This window comes from Alkalibacterium iburiense (assembly GCF_039521845.1).
Taxonomy (GTDB): Bacteria; Bacillota; Bacilli; order Lactobacillales; family Carnobacteriaceae_A; genus Alkalibacterium; species Alkalibacterium iburiense.
In genome coordinates this window covers 382-16,852 of the sequence record NZ_BAAACW010000165.1, presented here as the reverse complement: position 1 = coordinate 16,852, position 16,471 = coordinate 382, and the positions used below count along the sequence as shown (strand labels likewise).

At 36.4% G+C, this 16,471-nt stretch carries 15 protein-coding genes and 4 tRNA genes; 14 read left to right on the top strand and 5 right to left on the bottom strand.

What is annotated here, in order from left to right; translation table 11 throughout:
• Position 1: 1 nt before the first annotated feature.
• A complete protein-coding gene (locus ABDZ53_RS12385; protein WP_343756974.1) occupies positions 2 to 532 on the bottom strand; it encodes a type 1 glutamine amidotransferase domain-containing protein in 531 nt (176 codons plus the stop codon).
• A 162-nt stretch (positions 533 to 694) separates the two neighbouring features.
• On the opposite strand from ABDZ53_RS12385, the gene ABDZ53_RS12380 reads away from it, so the two are divergent.
• On the top strand, positions 695 to 2,449 hold the full coding sequence (locus ABDZ53_RS12380; protein ID WP_343756972.1) for a DUF4153 domain-containing protein: 1,755 nt from the start codon (positions 695 to 697) through the stop codon (positions 2,447 to 2,449).
• 148 nt (positions 2,450 to 2,597) lie between these two features.
• On the opposite strand, the gene ABDZ53_RS12375 is transcribed toward ABDZ53_RS12380, so the two are convergent.
• Both ABDZ53_RS12375 and ABDZ53_RS12370 read right to left on the bottom strand, forming a co-directional pair.
• Positions 2,598 to 3,275: a DNA alkylation repair protein gene (locus ABDZ53_RS12375; RefSeq protein ID WP_343756970.1), complete on the bottom strand. Its 678-nt coding sequence runs from the start codon at positions 3,273 to 3,275 to the stop codon at positions 2,598 to 2,600.
• A 117-nt stretch (positions 3,276 to 3,392) separates the two neighbouring features.
• On the bottom strand, positions 3,393 to 3,692 hold the full coding sequence (locus ABDZ53_RS12370) for a hypothetical protein (RefSeq protein ID WP_343756968.1): 300 nt from the start codon (positions 3,690 to 3,692) through the stop codon (positions 3,393 to 3,395).
• A 273-nt stretch (positions 3,693 to 3,965) separates the two neighbouring features.
• On the opposite strand from ABDZ53_RS12370, the gene murE reads away from it, so the two are divergent.
• Both murE and ABDZ53_RS12360 read left to right on the top strand, forming a co-directional pair.
• On the top strand, positions 3,966 to 5,489 hold the full coding sequence (gene murE / locus ABDZ53_RS12365; RefSeq protein WP_343756966.1) for a UDP-N-acetylmuramyl-tripeptide synthetase: 1,524 nt from the start codon (positions 3,966 to 3,968) through the stop codon (positions 5,487 to 5,489).
• Entirely contained in the window at positions 5,479 to 6,537 is a 1,059-nt protein-coding gene (locus ABDZ53_RS12360; protein WP_343756964.1) for a lipid II:glycine glycyltransferase FemX, read from the top strand. Before murE ends, ABDZ53_RS12360 begins: the two co-directional genes overlap by 11 nt.
• Before the next feature lie 45 nt (positions 6,538 to 6,582).
• Here ABDZ53_RS12360 and ABDZ53_RS12355 read toward each other — a convergent pair whose 3' ends face one another.
• Positions 6,583 to 7,794, bottom strand: a complete 1,212-nt coding sequence (locus ABDZ53_RS12355; RefSeq protein WP_343756962.1) for a carboxylate--amine ligase — start codon at positions 7,792 to 7,794, stop codon at positions 6,583 to 6,585.
• A 288-nt stretch (positions 7,795 to 8,082) separates the two neighbouring features.
• Between ABDZ53_RS12355 and ABDZ53_RS12350 the strand changes: the two genes are divergently transcribed.
• From ABDZ53_RS12350 to ABDZ53_RS12335, 4 genes are all read left to right on the top strand, one after another.
• Positions 8,083 to 8,814, top strand: a complete 732-nt coding sequence (locus tag ABDZ53_RS12350) for a TraX family protein (RefSeq protein WP_343756960.1) — start codon at positions 8,083 to 8,085, stop codon at positions 8,812 to 8,814.
• Between the two features lie 12 nt (positions 8,815 to 8,826).
• The gene (locus ABDZ53_RS12345) at positions 8,827 to 10,008 is read left to right on the top strand and encodes a M15 family metallopeptidase (RefSeq protein ID WP_343756958.1); all 1,182 of its coding nucleotides are present in this window, start codon (positions 8,827 to 8,829) and stop codon (positions 10,006 to 10,008) included.
• Between the two features lie 134 nt (positions 10,009 to 10,142).
• The gene (locus ABDZ53_RS12340; RefSeq protein WP_343756956.1) at positions 10,143 to 10,418 is read left to right on the top strand and encodes a GNAT family N-acetyltransferase; all 276 of its coding nucleotides are present in this window, start codon (positions 10,143 to 10,145) and stop codon (positions 10,416 to 10,418) included.
• Between the two features lie 137 nt (positions 10,419 to 10,555).
• The gene (locus ABDZ53_RS12335; RefSeq protein WP_343756954.1) at positions 10,556 to 10,972 is read left to right on the top strand and encodes an HIT family protein; all 417 of its coding nucleotides are present in this window, start codon (positions 10,556 to 10,558) and stop codon (positions 10,970 to 10,972) included.
• A gap of 486 nt (positions 10,973 to 11,458) precedes the next feature.
• Here ABDZ53_RS12335 and ABDZ53_RS12330 read toward each other — a convergent pair whose 3' ends face one another.
• Positions 11,459 to 11,866: an NADPH-dependent FMN reductase gene (locus ABDZ53_RS12330; RefSeq protein ID WP_343756952.1), complete on the bottom strand. Its 408-nt coding sequence runs from the start codon at positions 11,864 to 11,866 to the stop codon at positions 11,459 to 11,461.
• A 371-nt stretch (positions 11,867 to 12,237) separates the two neighbouring features.
• Here ABDZ53_RS12330 and ABDZ53_RS12325 point away from each other — a divergent pair.
• From ABDZ53_RS12325 to glmM, 7 genes are all read left to right on the top strand, one after another.
• Positions 12,238 to 12,309 (top strand) — tRNA-Glu (locus ABDZ53_RS12325).
• A gap of 24 nt (positions 12,310 to 12,333) precedes the next feature.
• Positions 12,334 to 12,406 (top strand) — tRNA-Thr (locus ABDZ53_RS12320).
• Positions 12,407 to 12,416: 10 nt separating this feature from the next.
• A tRNA-Tyr gene (locus ABDZ53_RS12315) sits at positions 12,417 to 12,497 on the top strand.
• Positions 12,498 to 12,503: 6 nt separating this feature from the next.
• Positions 12,504 to 12,575 (top strand) — tRNA-Gln (locus tag ABDZ53_RS12310).
• Positions 12,576 to 12,744: 169 nt separating this feature from the next.
• Entirely contained in the window at positions 12,745 to 13,605 is an 861-nt protein-coding gene (gene cdaA / locus ABDZ53_RS12305; protein WP_343756950.1) for a diadenylate cyclase CdaA, read from the top strand.
• On the top strand, positions 13,602 to 14,630 hold the full coding sequence (locus ABDZ53_RS12300; protein WP_343756948.1) for a CdaR family protein: 1,029 nt from the start codon (positions 13,602 to 13,604) through the stop codon (positions 14,628 to 14,630). Before cdaA ends, ABDZ53_RS12300 begins: the two co-directional genes overlap by 4 nt.
• 25 nt (positions 14,631 to 14,655) lie before the next feature.
• On the top strand, positions 14,656 to 16,014 hold the full coding sequence (gene glmM / locus ABDZ53_RS12295) for a phosphoglucosamine mutase (protein ID WP_343756946.1): 1,359 nt from the start codon (positions 14,656 to 14,658) through the stop codon (positions 16,012 to 16,014).
• Positions 16,015 to 16,471 lie beyond the last annotated feature (457 nt).

The following is a 16,471-nucleotide window of genomic DNA, read 5'->3' as shown; positions in this document are numbered from 1 at the left end:
CTTAACGATGGTACTTCTCCATCGTTTTAATAAGTTCAGGAAGATACTCAGGTAAATCAGGTGGTCTTCTACTTGAAACGAGCTGACCATCTGTCACAACGGGTTCATTCACCCAGGTTGCGCCAGCATTTGTCATATCATCTTTAATTCCTGGAGTACTAGTAACGGTTTTTCCTTCTAATACATTAGCAGAAATCAATACCCAACCAGCATGGCAAATTTGTCCCATGACTTTGTTGTTATCATTCATGTGTTTAACGATATTAATGACTTCTGGATAACGACGCAATTTATCCGGAGCCCATCCACCTGGAACGATAACCGCATCATAGTCTTCTGGGTTAACATCTGAAAAAGCATAATCAGATTCAGCCGGCACCCCATCTTTTCCAATATATTCTGTATTGGCTTCTGGACCGACAAAATCCACCTGGGCGCCTTCTTCTCGTAAACGGAGAACAGGATACCATAGTTCTAGATCATCAAAATCGTGATCGACTAACGAAATAACTTTATGATTCTTTAAACGCAATTTAACCCCTCCTTTTAACTGTCTCTCATCTATAAACTAAGCCTAACAGACTGGATGAAAAATAACAATTTTTAAAATTAAGACTTAACCGTGTCCTCTTTGATATTGTGTTTACTGACAAAGAGGCATATAATTGGCTCAAAAGAGAGCGGGGTAAGCATCATGAAGATAATTGGTCAATCTAAAAAGTATGTAACTGGGTTTCAATATTTAGTTTTACGCTTTCCACTGACTATTAGTTTGCTATTGGTGATGACAATAGATTCGTTAACGACTCAGGGTTTCTTGTTTGGTAATCAGACAGTACAGTTGACTCTTGGTATAACGGCATTGCTTTCGGCCATTGCTGAATTACTATACGAACGATTTTATAATCAAAATAAAACAAAGCGAATTATATTAAATGGAATCGGTGTCATTTTCGGTCTTTTATATTATCTTTATTTGCATTTTTCTACCGATCTGAATTCTAATTGGCCTATTTATTCCATACCTGGTATTCGCTCAATGATTTTATTTTTCACCTTAGCGATTGTATTCATATGGATTCCGTCACTTAAATCGACACTTACTTTTGAAGAAAGCTTTTTAGCAGTATTTAAAGCCTTTTTTATCAGTCTATTTTTTTCAGTCGTATTATGTTTAGGCATTATGTTTACCTTTATACTGTTTGAAATGCTAATCGCACCAGCTGGTGACAATTGGTATACCTATAGTAGCGTTCTTGTGTTTAATTTCTTTTGGCCGGTATTTTTCTTGTATTTAATTCCTGATTATAAAGAAAACAAATCATCGTCTTATGTATTTGAGACACCAAAACTATTAAGTCATCTTGTTTCGTGGATACTGGTTCCAGTAATGGTCTTATATTCAGCGATTATTTTATTGTATATCATGACGAATCTAGGTGGAGACTTCTTTAATGACTCCTTGCTTGAGCCTTTACTGTTGAGCTATGCTATCTCAGGATGGATCCTGCTTATTTTATCTGCAGGCATTGACCGACCGATTGTTAAAGGGTTTAAACGGTTTTTCCCGATATTATTACTACTAGTCATTGTCTTTCAAATGATTGCTTCCACTATTCAAATAGGTGAAGTGGGAATGACTCATGGACGCTATTTAATCCTATTATTTGGGCTAGCTTCTATTATTTGTGGCGTTTTCTATATTCTCAAGAGACAAAAATTGGAACTCCTGCCTTTAGTCGCAACAATTGCAGGAATGATTGCTTTAGTTCCACCTATTGATGCTTTATCCCTATCTGTATCAAACCAAGTCAGTCGATTAGAGTCAGCGTTGGAAAGAAACAACATGTTAGAAAATGATGAAGTGGTGAAACAAGATTCTGTTCCAAAAGAGGATCAGGAAGAAATCCTATCGTCTGCTAATTACCTGATTGAAATAAATGCATTAGATAGAGTGTCCTTTATCCCTGATGATTTTCAAAACAGCAGTTATTCAAATGTGTATACATTGTTTGGTTTTGATCCAGATGACAATCATTATGGCTACGGTATGAATCCTTCTTGGATTACGGTCTCAGACTGGAATCAGGGTAAAACGATTATTCCCCTAGAAGATTATAATCAACTGATACCCTTGTATCTGTCTTCAGATATGCGTCGGTTAGAAGTCAGTTTAAATAGTAACCAGGAAACGTACCTACTCGAAATAGGTAAAGAACTTCTTATAAAAATTGAGAATGAATCAGAAGAAGTGATGGATGAAATGGATTTCTCTTATTTGCTTGATCAATGGGATATAGGTGAACAAGAAGAATTGTCCTTGGCAGAAGCGACTTTTGAAGAAGTAGGAGAGACCTTTAAAGCAAAGATTATTCTTCGTGAACTATCTCAATATGAAAATGGAGAGTATTATTCAGATGTTTATTTGTTGATTGGAACAACAGAATAATAGAAAAGAGTGACACTTAAGGAGACTATATCCCTCAAGTGTCACTCTTTTAGATACAAGCTTTAATGAGATTTAAGCTAAGAACGTGTATCTAAGTTGTTTTAGACACACATTCTAGACTGAAAAAGGCTAATAATATGTATCTAACTCATGTTTTCCTCCTATTTAAATACTTATTCCCTTCACGGATGCTCAGCGGATGCATGTTTTCTTTATGTGTTTCAATAAAGTGACTCACCCATTCAGGATTCGTTTTACTATAATCCCTTAAAATCCACCCAATGGCTTTATTGATAAAGAATTCAGTGTCATTTAAGTTGTTTGAAATAATTGTTTCAAGTAAATTCTTATCCATCAAATCTTTTCGGTGGCGCTGATGATTGATAGCTATTCTTCTTAACCAAATAGAGTCCTCTAAACTCCACTCAATTAATACAGTATTGAACTCTGGATACTTTAAAGCCAGTCTCCCGATTACTTTATCAATACTATCAATCGTATCCCACCAGGGCTTAGTTAAAGCGAGTTCTTTTATACGAGGAAGGTCTTCAGGGACAAGCTTCTTTTGCATACTGTTTAAGTAGTCAGAACCGATGTATTGGAATTCACGGTACGTATGATTAAATAGATGACTTAAAAAGCCCCAGTCTACAGACTCTTCTTTTTTATAGTTATCTAAAAATGACTTAGTCAGTTCTTTTCGTTTACCCGCTTGAATCCCTAAAAATTCAAATTGGTTCCGCATGTAGGCTTCGATTTGTAAGGCTTTTTCAGGCTCTTTATACTTTTCTAGGTGTATAAAGAGCTCTTTTTTATTAAATGCCATCTCTTATGTCTCCTATCAGTAGGTTAGCGTCTGCTTATACAGCAGCATACCTTCTCGGTCATTTTTCCGTAATCGGTAAGCACGTAGTTTGTTTAATACATCTTTCGTCTCATCACTCTAGGAGCTAAAGAGTATTTTGAACCAAGTAATGAGCGAATCCTTTGCATGAATGCCTCCTTTAGAACCTAACTCAAGTCCAACGAGCTCTCTCTCCCTTAAGACAGATCCAACCCATTCTCTTCTTTCTTCTCTATACTCAGGTGTGATGTAAAGAAACGGTTCTTTCTTTTCTATTGCTTTTATGAGTTCCTCATCGGTGTTTATGAATAGAACAGGGTATTTATTTTCCATTATTAATAATTCAAGTAACACACGACTTTTCTCTTTGTTTACAGTCGTAGATAGTTCATCTATCAAGTCATCATCATAGTGAATGACGTCCGCATAATTAAAATGAAAACGAGCATAATCGTCTGAGTGCTATCCGTGTTGCTCTAAATATTTATTTGGAAAATTCATTATTCTCCTCCTGTTATGTTTCAAATTCTTCTCTTTTATTTTACCATAGTGACGATTGTTGTTACAGATATACCATGAGTAGAGTTTACACTTCTATTTATGGTAAAATAGGAGTGTTGTAAAAGTACAGATAAGCATATAGATTTAAAAAAAGTGAAACGAGGGAAATCAATGTACTCAATTTCAATTCAAAGGATTCAGTCCATCCTTTTTGAGCAAGGTTTACTTAGAGAAATAGTGTCAGATAATGACTGGCTCTTTCAAATTGAAGAATCTAAACAGTTAAACAAACAATTTACTCAACTATCATACAATTCAAAAGATACCGATACTTCGACACTCTTTTTTTGTAAAGGAGCGACCTTCAAACAAGCTTATTTAGAAGATGCTATAAAGAAAGGGGTAGAGTATTACGTATCTGAAGTCGTTTATGATATTCCCGGAAGCACGGCCATTATTGTGTCAGACATTCGTAAAGCGATGCCTCTTGTTGCGCGGGAATTTTATGGTTTTCCAGATAAGAAAATAGACATGGTTGGCATTACGGGAACGAAAGGAAAAACAACCACGACATTCTTTGTTTATTCTATTTTAGACCAGTATGCCCCAGCGAAAACGGCAGTTATATCTACTATGGGGATTACATTAGATGGTCAAAATTGGATAGAAGCGCAGTTGACGACACCTGAATCACTCGACTTATTTAAAATGATTGCCCAAGCCGTAAAAAATGGAATGAAACATTTAGTCATGGAAGTGTCCAGTCAAGCCTTTAAAATGAATCGTGTTTTGGGATTGTATTTTGACATAGGTGTGTTCTTAAATATATCACCTGATCACATTGGGCCGAATGAACATCCTACAATGGAAGACTATTTTTATTGTAAAAGACAGTTGTTAAATGTGTCAGAAACAGTCATTTTGAATAGTCAGTCCGATTATTTTGAGCTTCTTAAGGAGCAAGCATCTCACTATAGTAAAAAAGTGTTGACCTACGGAACAAGTAGTGAAACTGCTGACTATTGGTATAAAGATGTCGAGAATCATCCAAAAATGTTTAACATTCACTCACCTGACTCAATCATAGATGGGACGTATACTATTGCTATACCAGGTGACTTTAATAAGGAAAATGCCTTGTGCGCAGCTATTATCAGTTCTGAACTGAATGTACCAAAAGAATCCATTCAAAAAGGACTGGACGATGCCGTTATACCAGGACGAATGGAACATGTCGCGTTTAACGAAAGCAATCACGTGTATGTCGATTTCGCACATAACTATATTAGTTTAAAGAGCGTGCTGGATTATGTCATAAAAGAGCACCCGGAAAATGACTTAACTATTGTGTTAGGAGCGCCTGGAGGAAAAGGTGTATCACGTAGAAAAGACTTTGGAGAATTATTGTCTGAATACGTTGGAAAAGTAATACTGACAGCTGACGATCCAAATGAAGAAGACCCAAGAAAGATATCTGAAGAAATTAAACAACACATAAAAGGACCCCTATCCGTTGCAATTATTGATGACAGAAAAGAAGCCATTGAGTACGCACTTGAGAATGCCGATTCAAACGAAACGATTGTCATTGCAGGAAAAGGAAATGATGACTTTATCTATATAGACAAAGTGAAGGAACCATATATTGGGGACATGCCTATAGTAGAGAATTATATATGGAGGAATGGAATATAAAATGCCAGTTTTAGATAAAAACAATACAAAAAAGATGGAAGAATATAAAGCCTTTGTTAGAAATCATTCTGATAAATCACTTATGCAAGATCCCGCTTGGGCTCATGTTAAAAGTGAATGGGGCTCAGAATATGTTTATCTGGAAAATGATAAAGGGGAAATTTACGCGGCACTATCTATTCTTATTCGTAAAATAACAGGGGGTATATCCCTGTTTTATGCACCAAGAGGGCCGCTTTGTGTAATGGATGATATGTCAGTTGTGAAGAAATTGATTGAAGAAGTCAGACCTCTTGCTAAAAAGTACCGTGCCTTTGCTTTGCGAATGGATCCAGAAATCCGTTACTCGAAAGACTTAAATGACTTATATAGTCAGAATGGCTTTGTTGTAAAAAACAAAGACATTGATTTTAATGATTTAATCCAACCGCGATTTAATATGATTTTGTACTTGGAAGATCACGATGAAGAAACGATTATGAGTAAATTTAAATCAAGAAATAGAAATAAAATTCGAAGTGCGGGACGAAAAGGAGTGTATACTACTTGGGATACGACTGATGATTATGTCCAGAAGTTTTTCGATGTGTATACCTTTATGGCGCAAAGAAATGAAATCACCCATCGGGATATTGATTATTTTTATCGCTTAAGAGATGCATATGGCGACCGCCTGCGTATTTATTTAGCCCATCATGAAGACGACATCCTGGCAGGTGCTGTTACTATTAATTACTATGGGAAAATGTACTACCTTTACGGTGGAAGTAACAATACGAAACGAAACAAAAACCCGAACCAGAAAATGCAGTACGATATGATTTCATGGGGAATAGAAGAGGGTGCCACTCAATACGACTTCGGTGGAGTAATTGATATGAGTGAAAATGATGGCTTATACCAATTTAAAAAGCACTTCTGTTATGAAGACGGCGTAACCGAATATATCGGTGAAATCGATTTTGTATACAATAAACTATTTTACTCATTATTTGAAAAAATGGTTCCTAAAGTACGTCAATTGAAGAAAAAACTAAGACGAAATTAAACAAAGAGCCAGATTAAGTTGAGTGTGTTTAATCTGGCTCTTTTCTTATTTATATTTATTATAGTAATTTAGTCGTCTCAATTGCATTTGAAGATTACGCTTGTGTCCTTTATCTTTTTTAGAAATTAGGGGATTCCCAGTTTTTTTGTCATTAATTAATTTACTCACTTCAGCTTTTAATCCTTCATCCGTTATATTTTTTTTAATAACGAAGTTGGGGACAACAGAATACAAGAAATCAGTTTTAAATAAAGTTAAGGATTTTTCTTTATTATAAATTAAATCATCCACCAAATACTCAGCTAAATGGTGTCCGTTGTATGAAATATAGGAACTGGAACGGCCTTGACGAATATTAACTTCAAAGACTTTTAATTTATTGTCTCTGGGATCCAATTTAATATCGAAATTCGCAAAACCAGTATAACCGGCATCTTCCAAAAAGCGAGCTAACTTTAACATGACTTCTTCATTATATCGCACGATCAATGCTGTATAAGCTCCGACCAAATGAGACTGTCTTTCTTGTAGGAGTACTTGGGCCAATGTAATGAGTTGCCCTTTTCCATTTTGGTCACCGTAATAGACAGAATCCCACATATTGGTGTCTTCGCCAGGAATAAACTCTTGAAGAATGAGTTCGTCTGTATAGCCACCATCTACAATGCTTTTTATAGCATTCTCTAATTCTAGCTGACTGTTTAAAAAGTAGAGCTTATTCACAGCATGTAAGCCTTTTTTCTGATATTCAACGACATTACTTGGTTTAACTACCATTGGAAAAGTAAAATCTGTTGGAATAATTTCTGGCTTTGCACAATTATAGAACTGTGTTTTAGGAATATCTATACCATTTTTCAGGCAAAACTCGTAAAAGGCTTTTTTATAAAAAAGTGTGTCTCGTAGTTTTTTAGTAACGACGTTAAATAAATAGTGTTCTCTTAAAGCATCTTGGTAATCGATCATTAGATTGATATAAATATCATTTGTACCAATTAAAATTAAATGGTCATATTGGTTTTGATATTGTTGAGCTATGTCAGTCAAATAAGAAGTAAAGGTTTCTGGTTCTGTTAAGTCGCTATTATAGTGAATAGCTTGGATAAGGCTACTGCCTTCGGTAAATCGCATAGGGATTTTCCCAACTAAAACTGATTTTATCCCATACTTTTCATAAAAAGAACTCGCCATAGTATAGGCATTTAAATCAGTACCTACAATGACAGGTAAGAATGTCGTTTTAGAATATTTTGACATGAGTATTTCTCCTTAAAGTAAATGTTTTATATATTAATGTTTAAATGATTCTTCTATATAGACTATAATAAATTAGGCAATTAATCAATTTCATCCCACTTGACTTGATAAAATCGCCTGAGTGAAGGCGTTACATTTAGAATAGTTAAAAAAAGTATATCATCTTTCCTTTATTTATAGTACCCTTTAAATTGAAACGAAGAGTCATATCTGTATAGGTAATTTAACATCTGTAACTAAAAATTGATATATAATAGTAGCATGAATGTTTAGAAAAGAGGGAAATATGTGCAAAAAATAAAAAATAGTGAGGCATTAGGAAGTGGACTAACAAGCCACTCTTTAAAAATGATTGCCATTACTGCTATGTTCATTGATCATTTTTCCTACTTAGTGGCACCAACTCAAACGCCATTAGAATGGATTCTTCATTTTGTTGGGAGAACAGCAGCTCCGATTATGTTTTTTTTAATAGCAGAAGGACATTATCATACGTCAGACAAGAAGCGGTATTTTTTTAGGTTGCTTCTATTCGCTGTGATTTCTCATTTTCCATATGTTATCTATTTTGATCTCCCCCTGTTTGGTGCTTCAAGCGTTATATGGACTTTAGCAATGGGGTTAATGGCATTAATTGCTGCTAAAAACAAGCACTATTCTATTCCAGTCAAAACAGGTATAATCCTTTTGAGTTGTTTATTGGCGTATAATGCTAATTGGAATTATATCGGCGTTTTATGGACTCTTAATTTTGGTCTTTTCAGAGGCGATTTTAAAAAACAAGCTATCGGCTTTACGACCATAGGCATTATTTTATATCTTATTCAAGGATTAATTAGAGTGGGTCCTCATGTTAGCTACCGAATCGGTGTCTTTGTTCCGCTCATACTCATTTATTTATACAACGGCAAACGAGGAAGTAATTCTACACTAGCTAAATGGTCGTTTTATATTTTCTATCCACTACATTTTATTATACTCTATCTTTTAAAAATGTATGTTTTCAACGGTTTTGCTTAAAAGGAGAATTGTATGACTTTCAAAAAAAAAATAACAGTACTACTCATATTTATACTTATAATAATTGGAGCACTTTATTTTTTAGGCTCACAGACAAACCAGTCATTTTCTCCAAGACAAGAAGAACTTGAGGGAGACGTTAATGTCAGTGATAACGGAAATGGCGACGAAAGTCCAGAAGAATCTCCAACGCCAGCACTTTATGACGGTAAATTCGATTTGCCAATTGAAGGAGCTGCCGGTTATACTTCGGTAGACATCCCTTTATTTGTTTCTCCAGATAGAGACTCTGGTAGAATCAAGTTACTTGAGCCTGGAACAGCTTTTATGATTTTGGCTGAAGAAGGTAGCTGGTGGGAGATTGAGACAGATGAATCAACAGGATGGATTGAACACAAATATGCATTTATAAATTTGCCCGATATTTTAACATCCATTATTTATAATAATACGAACAGTTATTCATCTGCATTTACATCATCTTATCATGCGGTACCTGAACTCACAGATAAACCTTTATATCAAGCCAAAGACTACAATGAACGCTTGGAAAAAGAAGAGTTTATCATGCCCGTCTTATATGCAACAGCTAAAAAGCTTAGTGCTGCTCAAACGAATGCTTTAGAAAATGGGGAAGGATTAATTCTATATGAGACCTTTCGTCCTTTTGAAACACAAGAGCTGATTGCCCACTCTATTGCTGAATTAGCAGAGGAAAATGAAGAGGTATACGAAGGTCTGAATCGAGAACCCTGGAGTCAGGCATGGTTTATCATCACCAATAGTGTTTCCAATCACCAAGTAGGGGCTGCGATGGACGTTAGTCTGGTTAATATAGAAGCTATGGAAGAAGTTCAAATTGGGGACTATTTAGCGCCTCAAGTCACGTCATTTACTGAACATGAGATGCAAACACCAATGCATGAATTAAGTGCAGACTCTGTGATATTTGAAGAAAGAGTGCCATCTGATTCTAAAACTGCTTGGTTGGAGCAATCACTAGTCGATGAAGTAACAGAAGCATCTGTTCGATTACAGTTTTACATGACACAAGCTGGCTTCACACCTATCGCTTCAGAATGGTGGCACTTCAATGATCTGGATGCTGTTGAAGCCTTAGGTGAAGAGACGGGAACAGGTGAGTTTTACCTCACTCATACGATCAATAGACAACCAAGGCGTCGTGCCGATTAATACACACAAATAAGACACAGACTCTGCTCTAAGAATCTGTGTCTTATTTTGCCTACATTAAAAGAATCACATTGATATGACATTTCTAAATTAAATGATAAAATGGACATATAAGAATGGAAAGGATGAGTTATATGGAATTTGAACAAGGAAATAATCGTTTTTATAAAGAAAAAGACGGGAAACTGATTGCAGAAGTGACCTACGTTCCACAAGGTGATTCCGTAGCTATTGATCACACATTTGTGGATCCTTCTTTAAGAGGACAAGGTATTGCTGAGCAGTTAGTGGACAGAGTAGTCGAAGAAATGCAGAAAGAACAGAAGAAAGTTGTGGCCGTTTGTCCTTATGTAGTAGAATTATTCAAACGTAAACCAGATAAATACCAACACATCATCGCAAATCCTTAAATATGAATAAGTGAGATGAAAAGCTTGGCGTGTAGTCAAGCTTTTTAATCGAAAGAAAATAAGAAGAATAGGTTTTAAGAGGCAAGTTAGTCAGGATAAAGCTATTGATAAATATGTCTAAATAGTTAGAAGGAACTATGGAAAATTGTGTATTTTGTAAGTTGAAGTTAGAATCTGAACAAACAATCGTTTTGAGCAATGAGCACTGTCTTTTTTTGCAGTTAAAGCAGGCGGAAACAAAAGGAAGTCAACTTGAAGGGGCAGGCTTAATTGTTCCTAGGACACATAGAGAGAGCGCATTCGACATGACTTCAGAAGAATGGGAGGCTACATATGATCTTCTTCATAAAGTAAAACGCTACATAGATAAAAAGCACACTCCTCAAGGATATAATTTAGGATGGAATTGCGGCGAAGTAGCTGGCCAGCATATTTTCCATGCTCATTTTCATATCATCCCACGCTATGATGACGAACCGCTTTCAGGAAAAGGGATAAGGCATCTATTCAAAAGTAAAGAAAATAAAAGAAAGCATACTGAGTATAACATGTGATATATCGTTAATGCAGTAAAATGAGTAAAATGAGTAAAAGACAAAACTTCTAATGAACAAGTCAGGAGTTTTGTCTTTTTTTAAAAAATATTTTCTATGTGCCTTTGTCTTACTAATATTTACTCTCAAGGTCAGATAGAAAGCTTCTACGTTACTTTGCTACCTCTGAAAGTCAGGTCAAAGGCACATAGAGTGATTTATTCGTACATTTGTCCAAAAGAGAATCCTCTAGAAAGTGTCTTTTGTAGACATACGAAAAAACAGCTTAGGTTAACCTAAGCTGTTTTAAACCCTTAATGATTATTTTTTCGGATCAGCATTTTCTTGAGATTTTTTCTCGCGGACTGCACTCATAGCTTCTGTCCAGTAAGTTAATTGGTAAAGCATAGTTTCAAGAGCTTCTTTTTGGGCATCACTTGGATTGAACCCTTCGCTATTCCAATCATAGAATAATGATAATGCCGGTTGCGTACGAACGTGTGCGACTTAGAATTCCGATAATACTGTACGTAACTGTTCAGCCGAACGCACACCGCCAGCAGAACCGTAACTCACAATACCTGCTGCTTTATCATTTAATTCATTGTATACGTAATCTAAAGCATTCTTTAAAACAGAAGGCAATCCATGGTTGTATTCAGGAGTGACAAAAATGTAACCATCTAGGCTGGCCATTTTTTCTGCCCACGGACGTTGTTGTTCTTTAGCCGCTAAATCATCTGTATAAGCGGGAGAGGCTGCTTCGTTAAAAAGAGGAAGCGGATAATCTTTAAGGTCCACTAATTCAAAAGTTAAATCACTTGTGTAAGCTTCGGCCACATCTTTTACCCATTTAGCTACACCTTCATTAGCGCGTCCTTCTCGAATACTACCTAAAATAATACCTATTCTCATTAAAAAACTCCTCCTAAATGATTTAAATAACTTACTATTAATAAGTATATCACACTAAAAAGGAAATGTCGAATTCGAAGCATTTTTATTTTCAATTCGTAATAAACTTTAAATAAAGTATATTACATCATTCCAATAGAGCATTTTTCATCAAAGTATCACATACTTTAAATTTACCGTCATCATATTCGACTCTAAAGAATTAAACTTGATTAATGAATAAAGAAGACAAAGAAACCCAATAAAGCAGTATGTAAAAGCATTTGTTGCTAGATTTATAATAAACAATATAAAAAACAAAATACCTGTTGACAAAGATATGAATTCATTATAGAATATATTTTGTGCTCAAAAAGCATATGAGTTTGACTGGCCCCTTGGTCAAGTGGTTAAGACACCGCCCTTTCACGGCGGTATCACGGGTTCGAATCCCGTAGGGGTCATAAACACTTTTAAAGTGTTTAAGTGCCGGCTTAGCTCAGTTGGTAGAGCAACTGATTTGTAATCAGTGGGTCGAGGGTTCAAATCCTTTAGCCGGCATGTTTAATTTGGAGGGATAGCGAAGTGGCCAAACGCAGCGGACTGTAAATCCGTTCCTTCGGGTTCGTAGGTTCAAATCCTACTCCCTCCATTTGATTGGGCTATGGCCAAGCGGTAAGGCAACGGTTTTTGGTACCGTCATTCCCAGGTTCGAATCCTGGTAGCCCAGTACTATAAAAAAGCTATGTGGCATGATTGCTGCATAGCTTTTTTTTACTTTCAAGTCTCTCATTTAAATCGCATATGCAAATTTAATGACAATTTAAATTACTAGGTTTAAGGGCTTTATAGTTATGGTATACTAACATAGTGTATGTGTAGATTTTGGAGGTGTCAGCATGCTCTTAGACTTTATCGAAAACTTTGACTGGATAGATTTATTTAGCTGGCGAACAGCTGTAAACATTGTAGATATTATTATTGTTGCTTTTTTTATATACCAATTGATGCGAATTGTTCGGGGGACACGAGCAGTTGAATTGTTAAAAGGAATTGGTATCATACTTATTCTGAAATTCATAAGTGTCGCTTTTCAATTAAATACGACAGAATTTGTTGTTGATTTCGTCATTCAATGGTCTGCTCTGGCTCTTATTATTATTTTCCAGCCTGAACTGAGGAGAGGCTTGGAACATTTGGGAAGAGGTTCTTTAATTGGAAGAAGAAGGCGGATCAATCCCAGCGAAAGCATAGTAGAAAATCTGTCTTATGCTATTCAGTATATGGGTAAACGGCGAATCGGTGCACTTATTTCATTAGAGATGGATACAGGTTTGGATGAATACATTGCGACTGGGATTCCGATTGGTGCAAAACTGTCATCTGAATTGTTAATTAACATATTTATACCCAATACGCCTTTACATGATGGGGCAGTGATCATTAAAGATTATAAAATAGCAACTGCAGCCAGTTACTTACCTTTATCGGAAAGTCCGGCTATTCCCAAAAAGTTAGGAACGAGACACAGGGCAGCCATTGGCCTATCTGAAGTATCTGATGCGATTACAATTATCGTTTCAGAAGAAACAGGAGAAGTCAGCATTACGCGTAGAGGAAACATTATCAGTGACATGTCGAACGAAGAAGTTGTAGAGTATCTCAATAGAGAATTAGTAGAAACAGAAAAAGAGAAAGAAACCCGTGGCTTTTTACAACAGTTTGTTGAAGCGATACGAAAAGGGGTGTCTGGCAAATGAAATGGAATATGGATAACCCATGGATTAATAGATTATTAGCACTTGTATTATCTATCCTTCTATTTTCTTTTGTAACATTTGAGAATCAATCTCGTATTCGTTCAACGAGTCCGACAGATGCAGCTAGTATCATGAGTTCGGAAGTGGTAACGAATTTACCTATCGACATTAACGTTGATAGGGAATTATATTTTGTTTCGGGAGTTCCTGAAACAGCTACTATCCGATTAGAAGGCCCTCAAGCGGTCTTAACTCAAACGTTAGCAACCCAGTACTTCGATATTGTGACACCGGACTTAAATCTATTAGGTCCAGGAAGACACACCATTCCACTAGAAGCTGAAGGATTAAGTACGCAGTTGAATTACAGTATTATGCCGACAGAAATTACCGTAGAAATTGAAGAAAAACGGGTAGAAGAGCATGAAGTCCGTGTGGAATTTAACGAATCTACTCATTTGGCAGATGGATACACGGCTTTAGATCCTGTCCTGTCAAATGAGACAGTGATTATTTCTGGGGCAGCTTCTACGATGGATTTAATAAATGATGTGATGATTATTGTGATGCCTGAGAGCAGTGAAATAGTGGATGATATTGAAATGACATTAAATGTTCTGGTCGTTGATGAAACAGGAGATCCTCTAAATGTAAATATATCACCACAGCAAGTAGATGTAGTGATTCCTGTGCAAGGGACTCAACGTACCTTACCTATTGTTTTAGAGCAGGTAGGAACGCCAAGTGAGGAATACGAATACGCGCTTGAACTGGCCCAAGGTGAACCGGATAGTGTCACGTTGACGGGAGAAACAGATGCATTAGAAGCGTTGACTAATTTCACAGTTGAAGTAGATGTATCTGGGGTAACAGAATCAACGATTCGAACCGTGCCTTTTGTTCTACCAGAAGGAATAACAGAGTCTGATCCAAGTGATGTAGATGTTTTAATCCGAGTGACACCTGCACCAGAAGATGAAGTCGTGGTAGATGATACATTGGATGCGAATGGTAATGATGATTAAATCTTAAGAAACGAGGGATATGAAAATGGGAAAATATTTTGGAACAGATGGTGTTAGAGGAGAAGCTAATACAGAATTAACTCCGGAATTAGCATATAAATTAGGTCGTTATGGTGGGTACGTTTTAGCTCAACATACAGAAGATGATACACCTAGAGTGTTAGTAGGAAAAGATACCCGAATCTCAGGTAAAATGTTAGAATACGCCTTAATTTCTGGGTTATTATCGGTAGGTGTTGAGGTGTTAAGATTAGGAGTAATCACCACACCAGGTGTTTCTTTCCTCACACGCCAGCAAAATGCAACAGCCGGTATTATGATTTCTGCTTCACATAATCCTGTACAAGATAACGGCATTAAATTCTTTGGTTCAGATGGATTTAAATTGTCTGATGAACAGGAAAATGAAATTGAAGCTCTAATAGATAGAGAAGAAGATACGCTTCCGCGTCCAAGTTCAGAAGGATTGGGAACGTCGGAAGAATACAAGGAAGGCATGTTGAAATACATCCAATTCCTAACTCAAACCATATCAGGGGACTTATCTGGTCTTCATGTGGCTTTAGATGGGGCCAATGGTGCAGCCAGTCCATTACTGAATCGTCTGTTTGCCGATTTAGATACCGACTTTGATGTCACAGCTGCATCGCCTAATGGCTTAAACATAAACGACGGGGTAGGAAGCACACACCCAGAACATTTGGCTAAATTTGTATTAGAAAAAGAAGCAGATGTTGGTCTGGCTTTCGACGGAGACGGGGACCGATTAATCGCTGTCGACGAATTAGGTAACATAGTGGATGGCGATAAAATCATGTATATTTGTGGAAAATACTTACATGATGAAGGACGTTTGAAAAAGAATACAATCGTATCTACTGTCATGAGCAATATCGGTTTTTATAAAGCATTAGAAGCACATAACTTAGAATCTGTAAAAGCCCAAGTAGGAGATCGTTATGTCATGGAAGAAATGGTGAAAAACGGATTTAATTTTGGCGGAGAACAATCCGGACACATTATTTTCTTAGACTACCATACAACAGGTGATGGACTACTTTCCGGGATTCAATTACTTAATGTAATGAAAAAGACAGGTAAAAAGCTATCTGAATTAGCAGAAGAAGTGACGACCTATCCACAAAAACTAGTGAATATTCGTGTGACAGACAAACATAACGTCATGTCCAATCCGGCTATTAGTCAAGTAATTGACGAAGTAGAGAAAGAAATGGGTGACGAAGGACGTGTCCTTGTTAGACCAAGTGGAACAGAATCTCTGTTACGTGTGATGGCTGAAGCTCCAACAGAAGAAGCAGTGAATGCTTATGTTGAACGTATAGCGAAAGTTGTACGTGACGAATTAGGTATCGAAGAGTCATAAACAGAAAACTACAAACTCCTGGCGGTGTTTGTAGTTTTTTTGAACAATTTCATACTAATTTATATAGAGGAGAAGAACGATGAGATATAGTCGATACTTAACAAGCTCTGAAATACGCAGTCAAGCTAGACGTACTTTAAGTGGACGCTGGAAAGAGGTTATTTTATTACAGAACTATCAAGCGTGAAAGCCCACGGTTTTAATCGTGGGATGAGAGCGTAAATGGAGATAAATGTCTGATTGTTTTGTCTTCTTTTTCTTTTAAAAATAAGTGTACATTTCTCTAGCCTTTCCGTTGACGGAGTGATATACTAAAGTTAATAAAAAGAACACACGTTTGTATTCGTGATAGAGGTGAAGCGAGTGAAAAAAGAACAGACCGATACCTGTGTTAAAGTGCTCAAAGTAAAATTAAAGCCGACTAAAGAACAAGCAGCTGAATTGACCCGGCTATCCA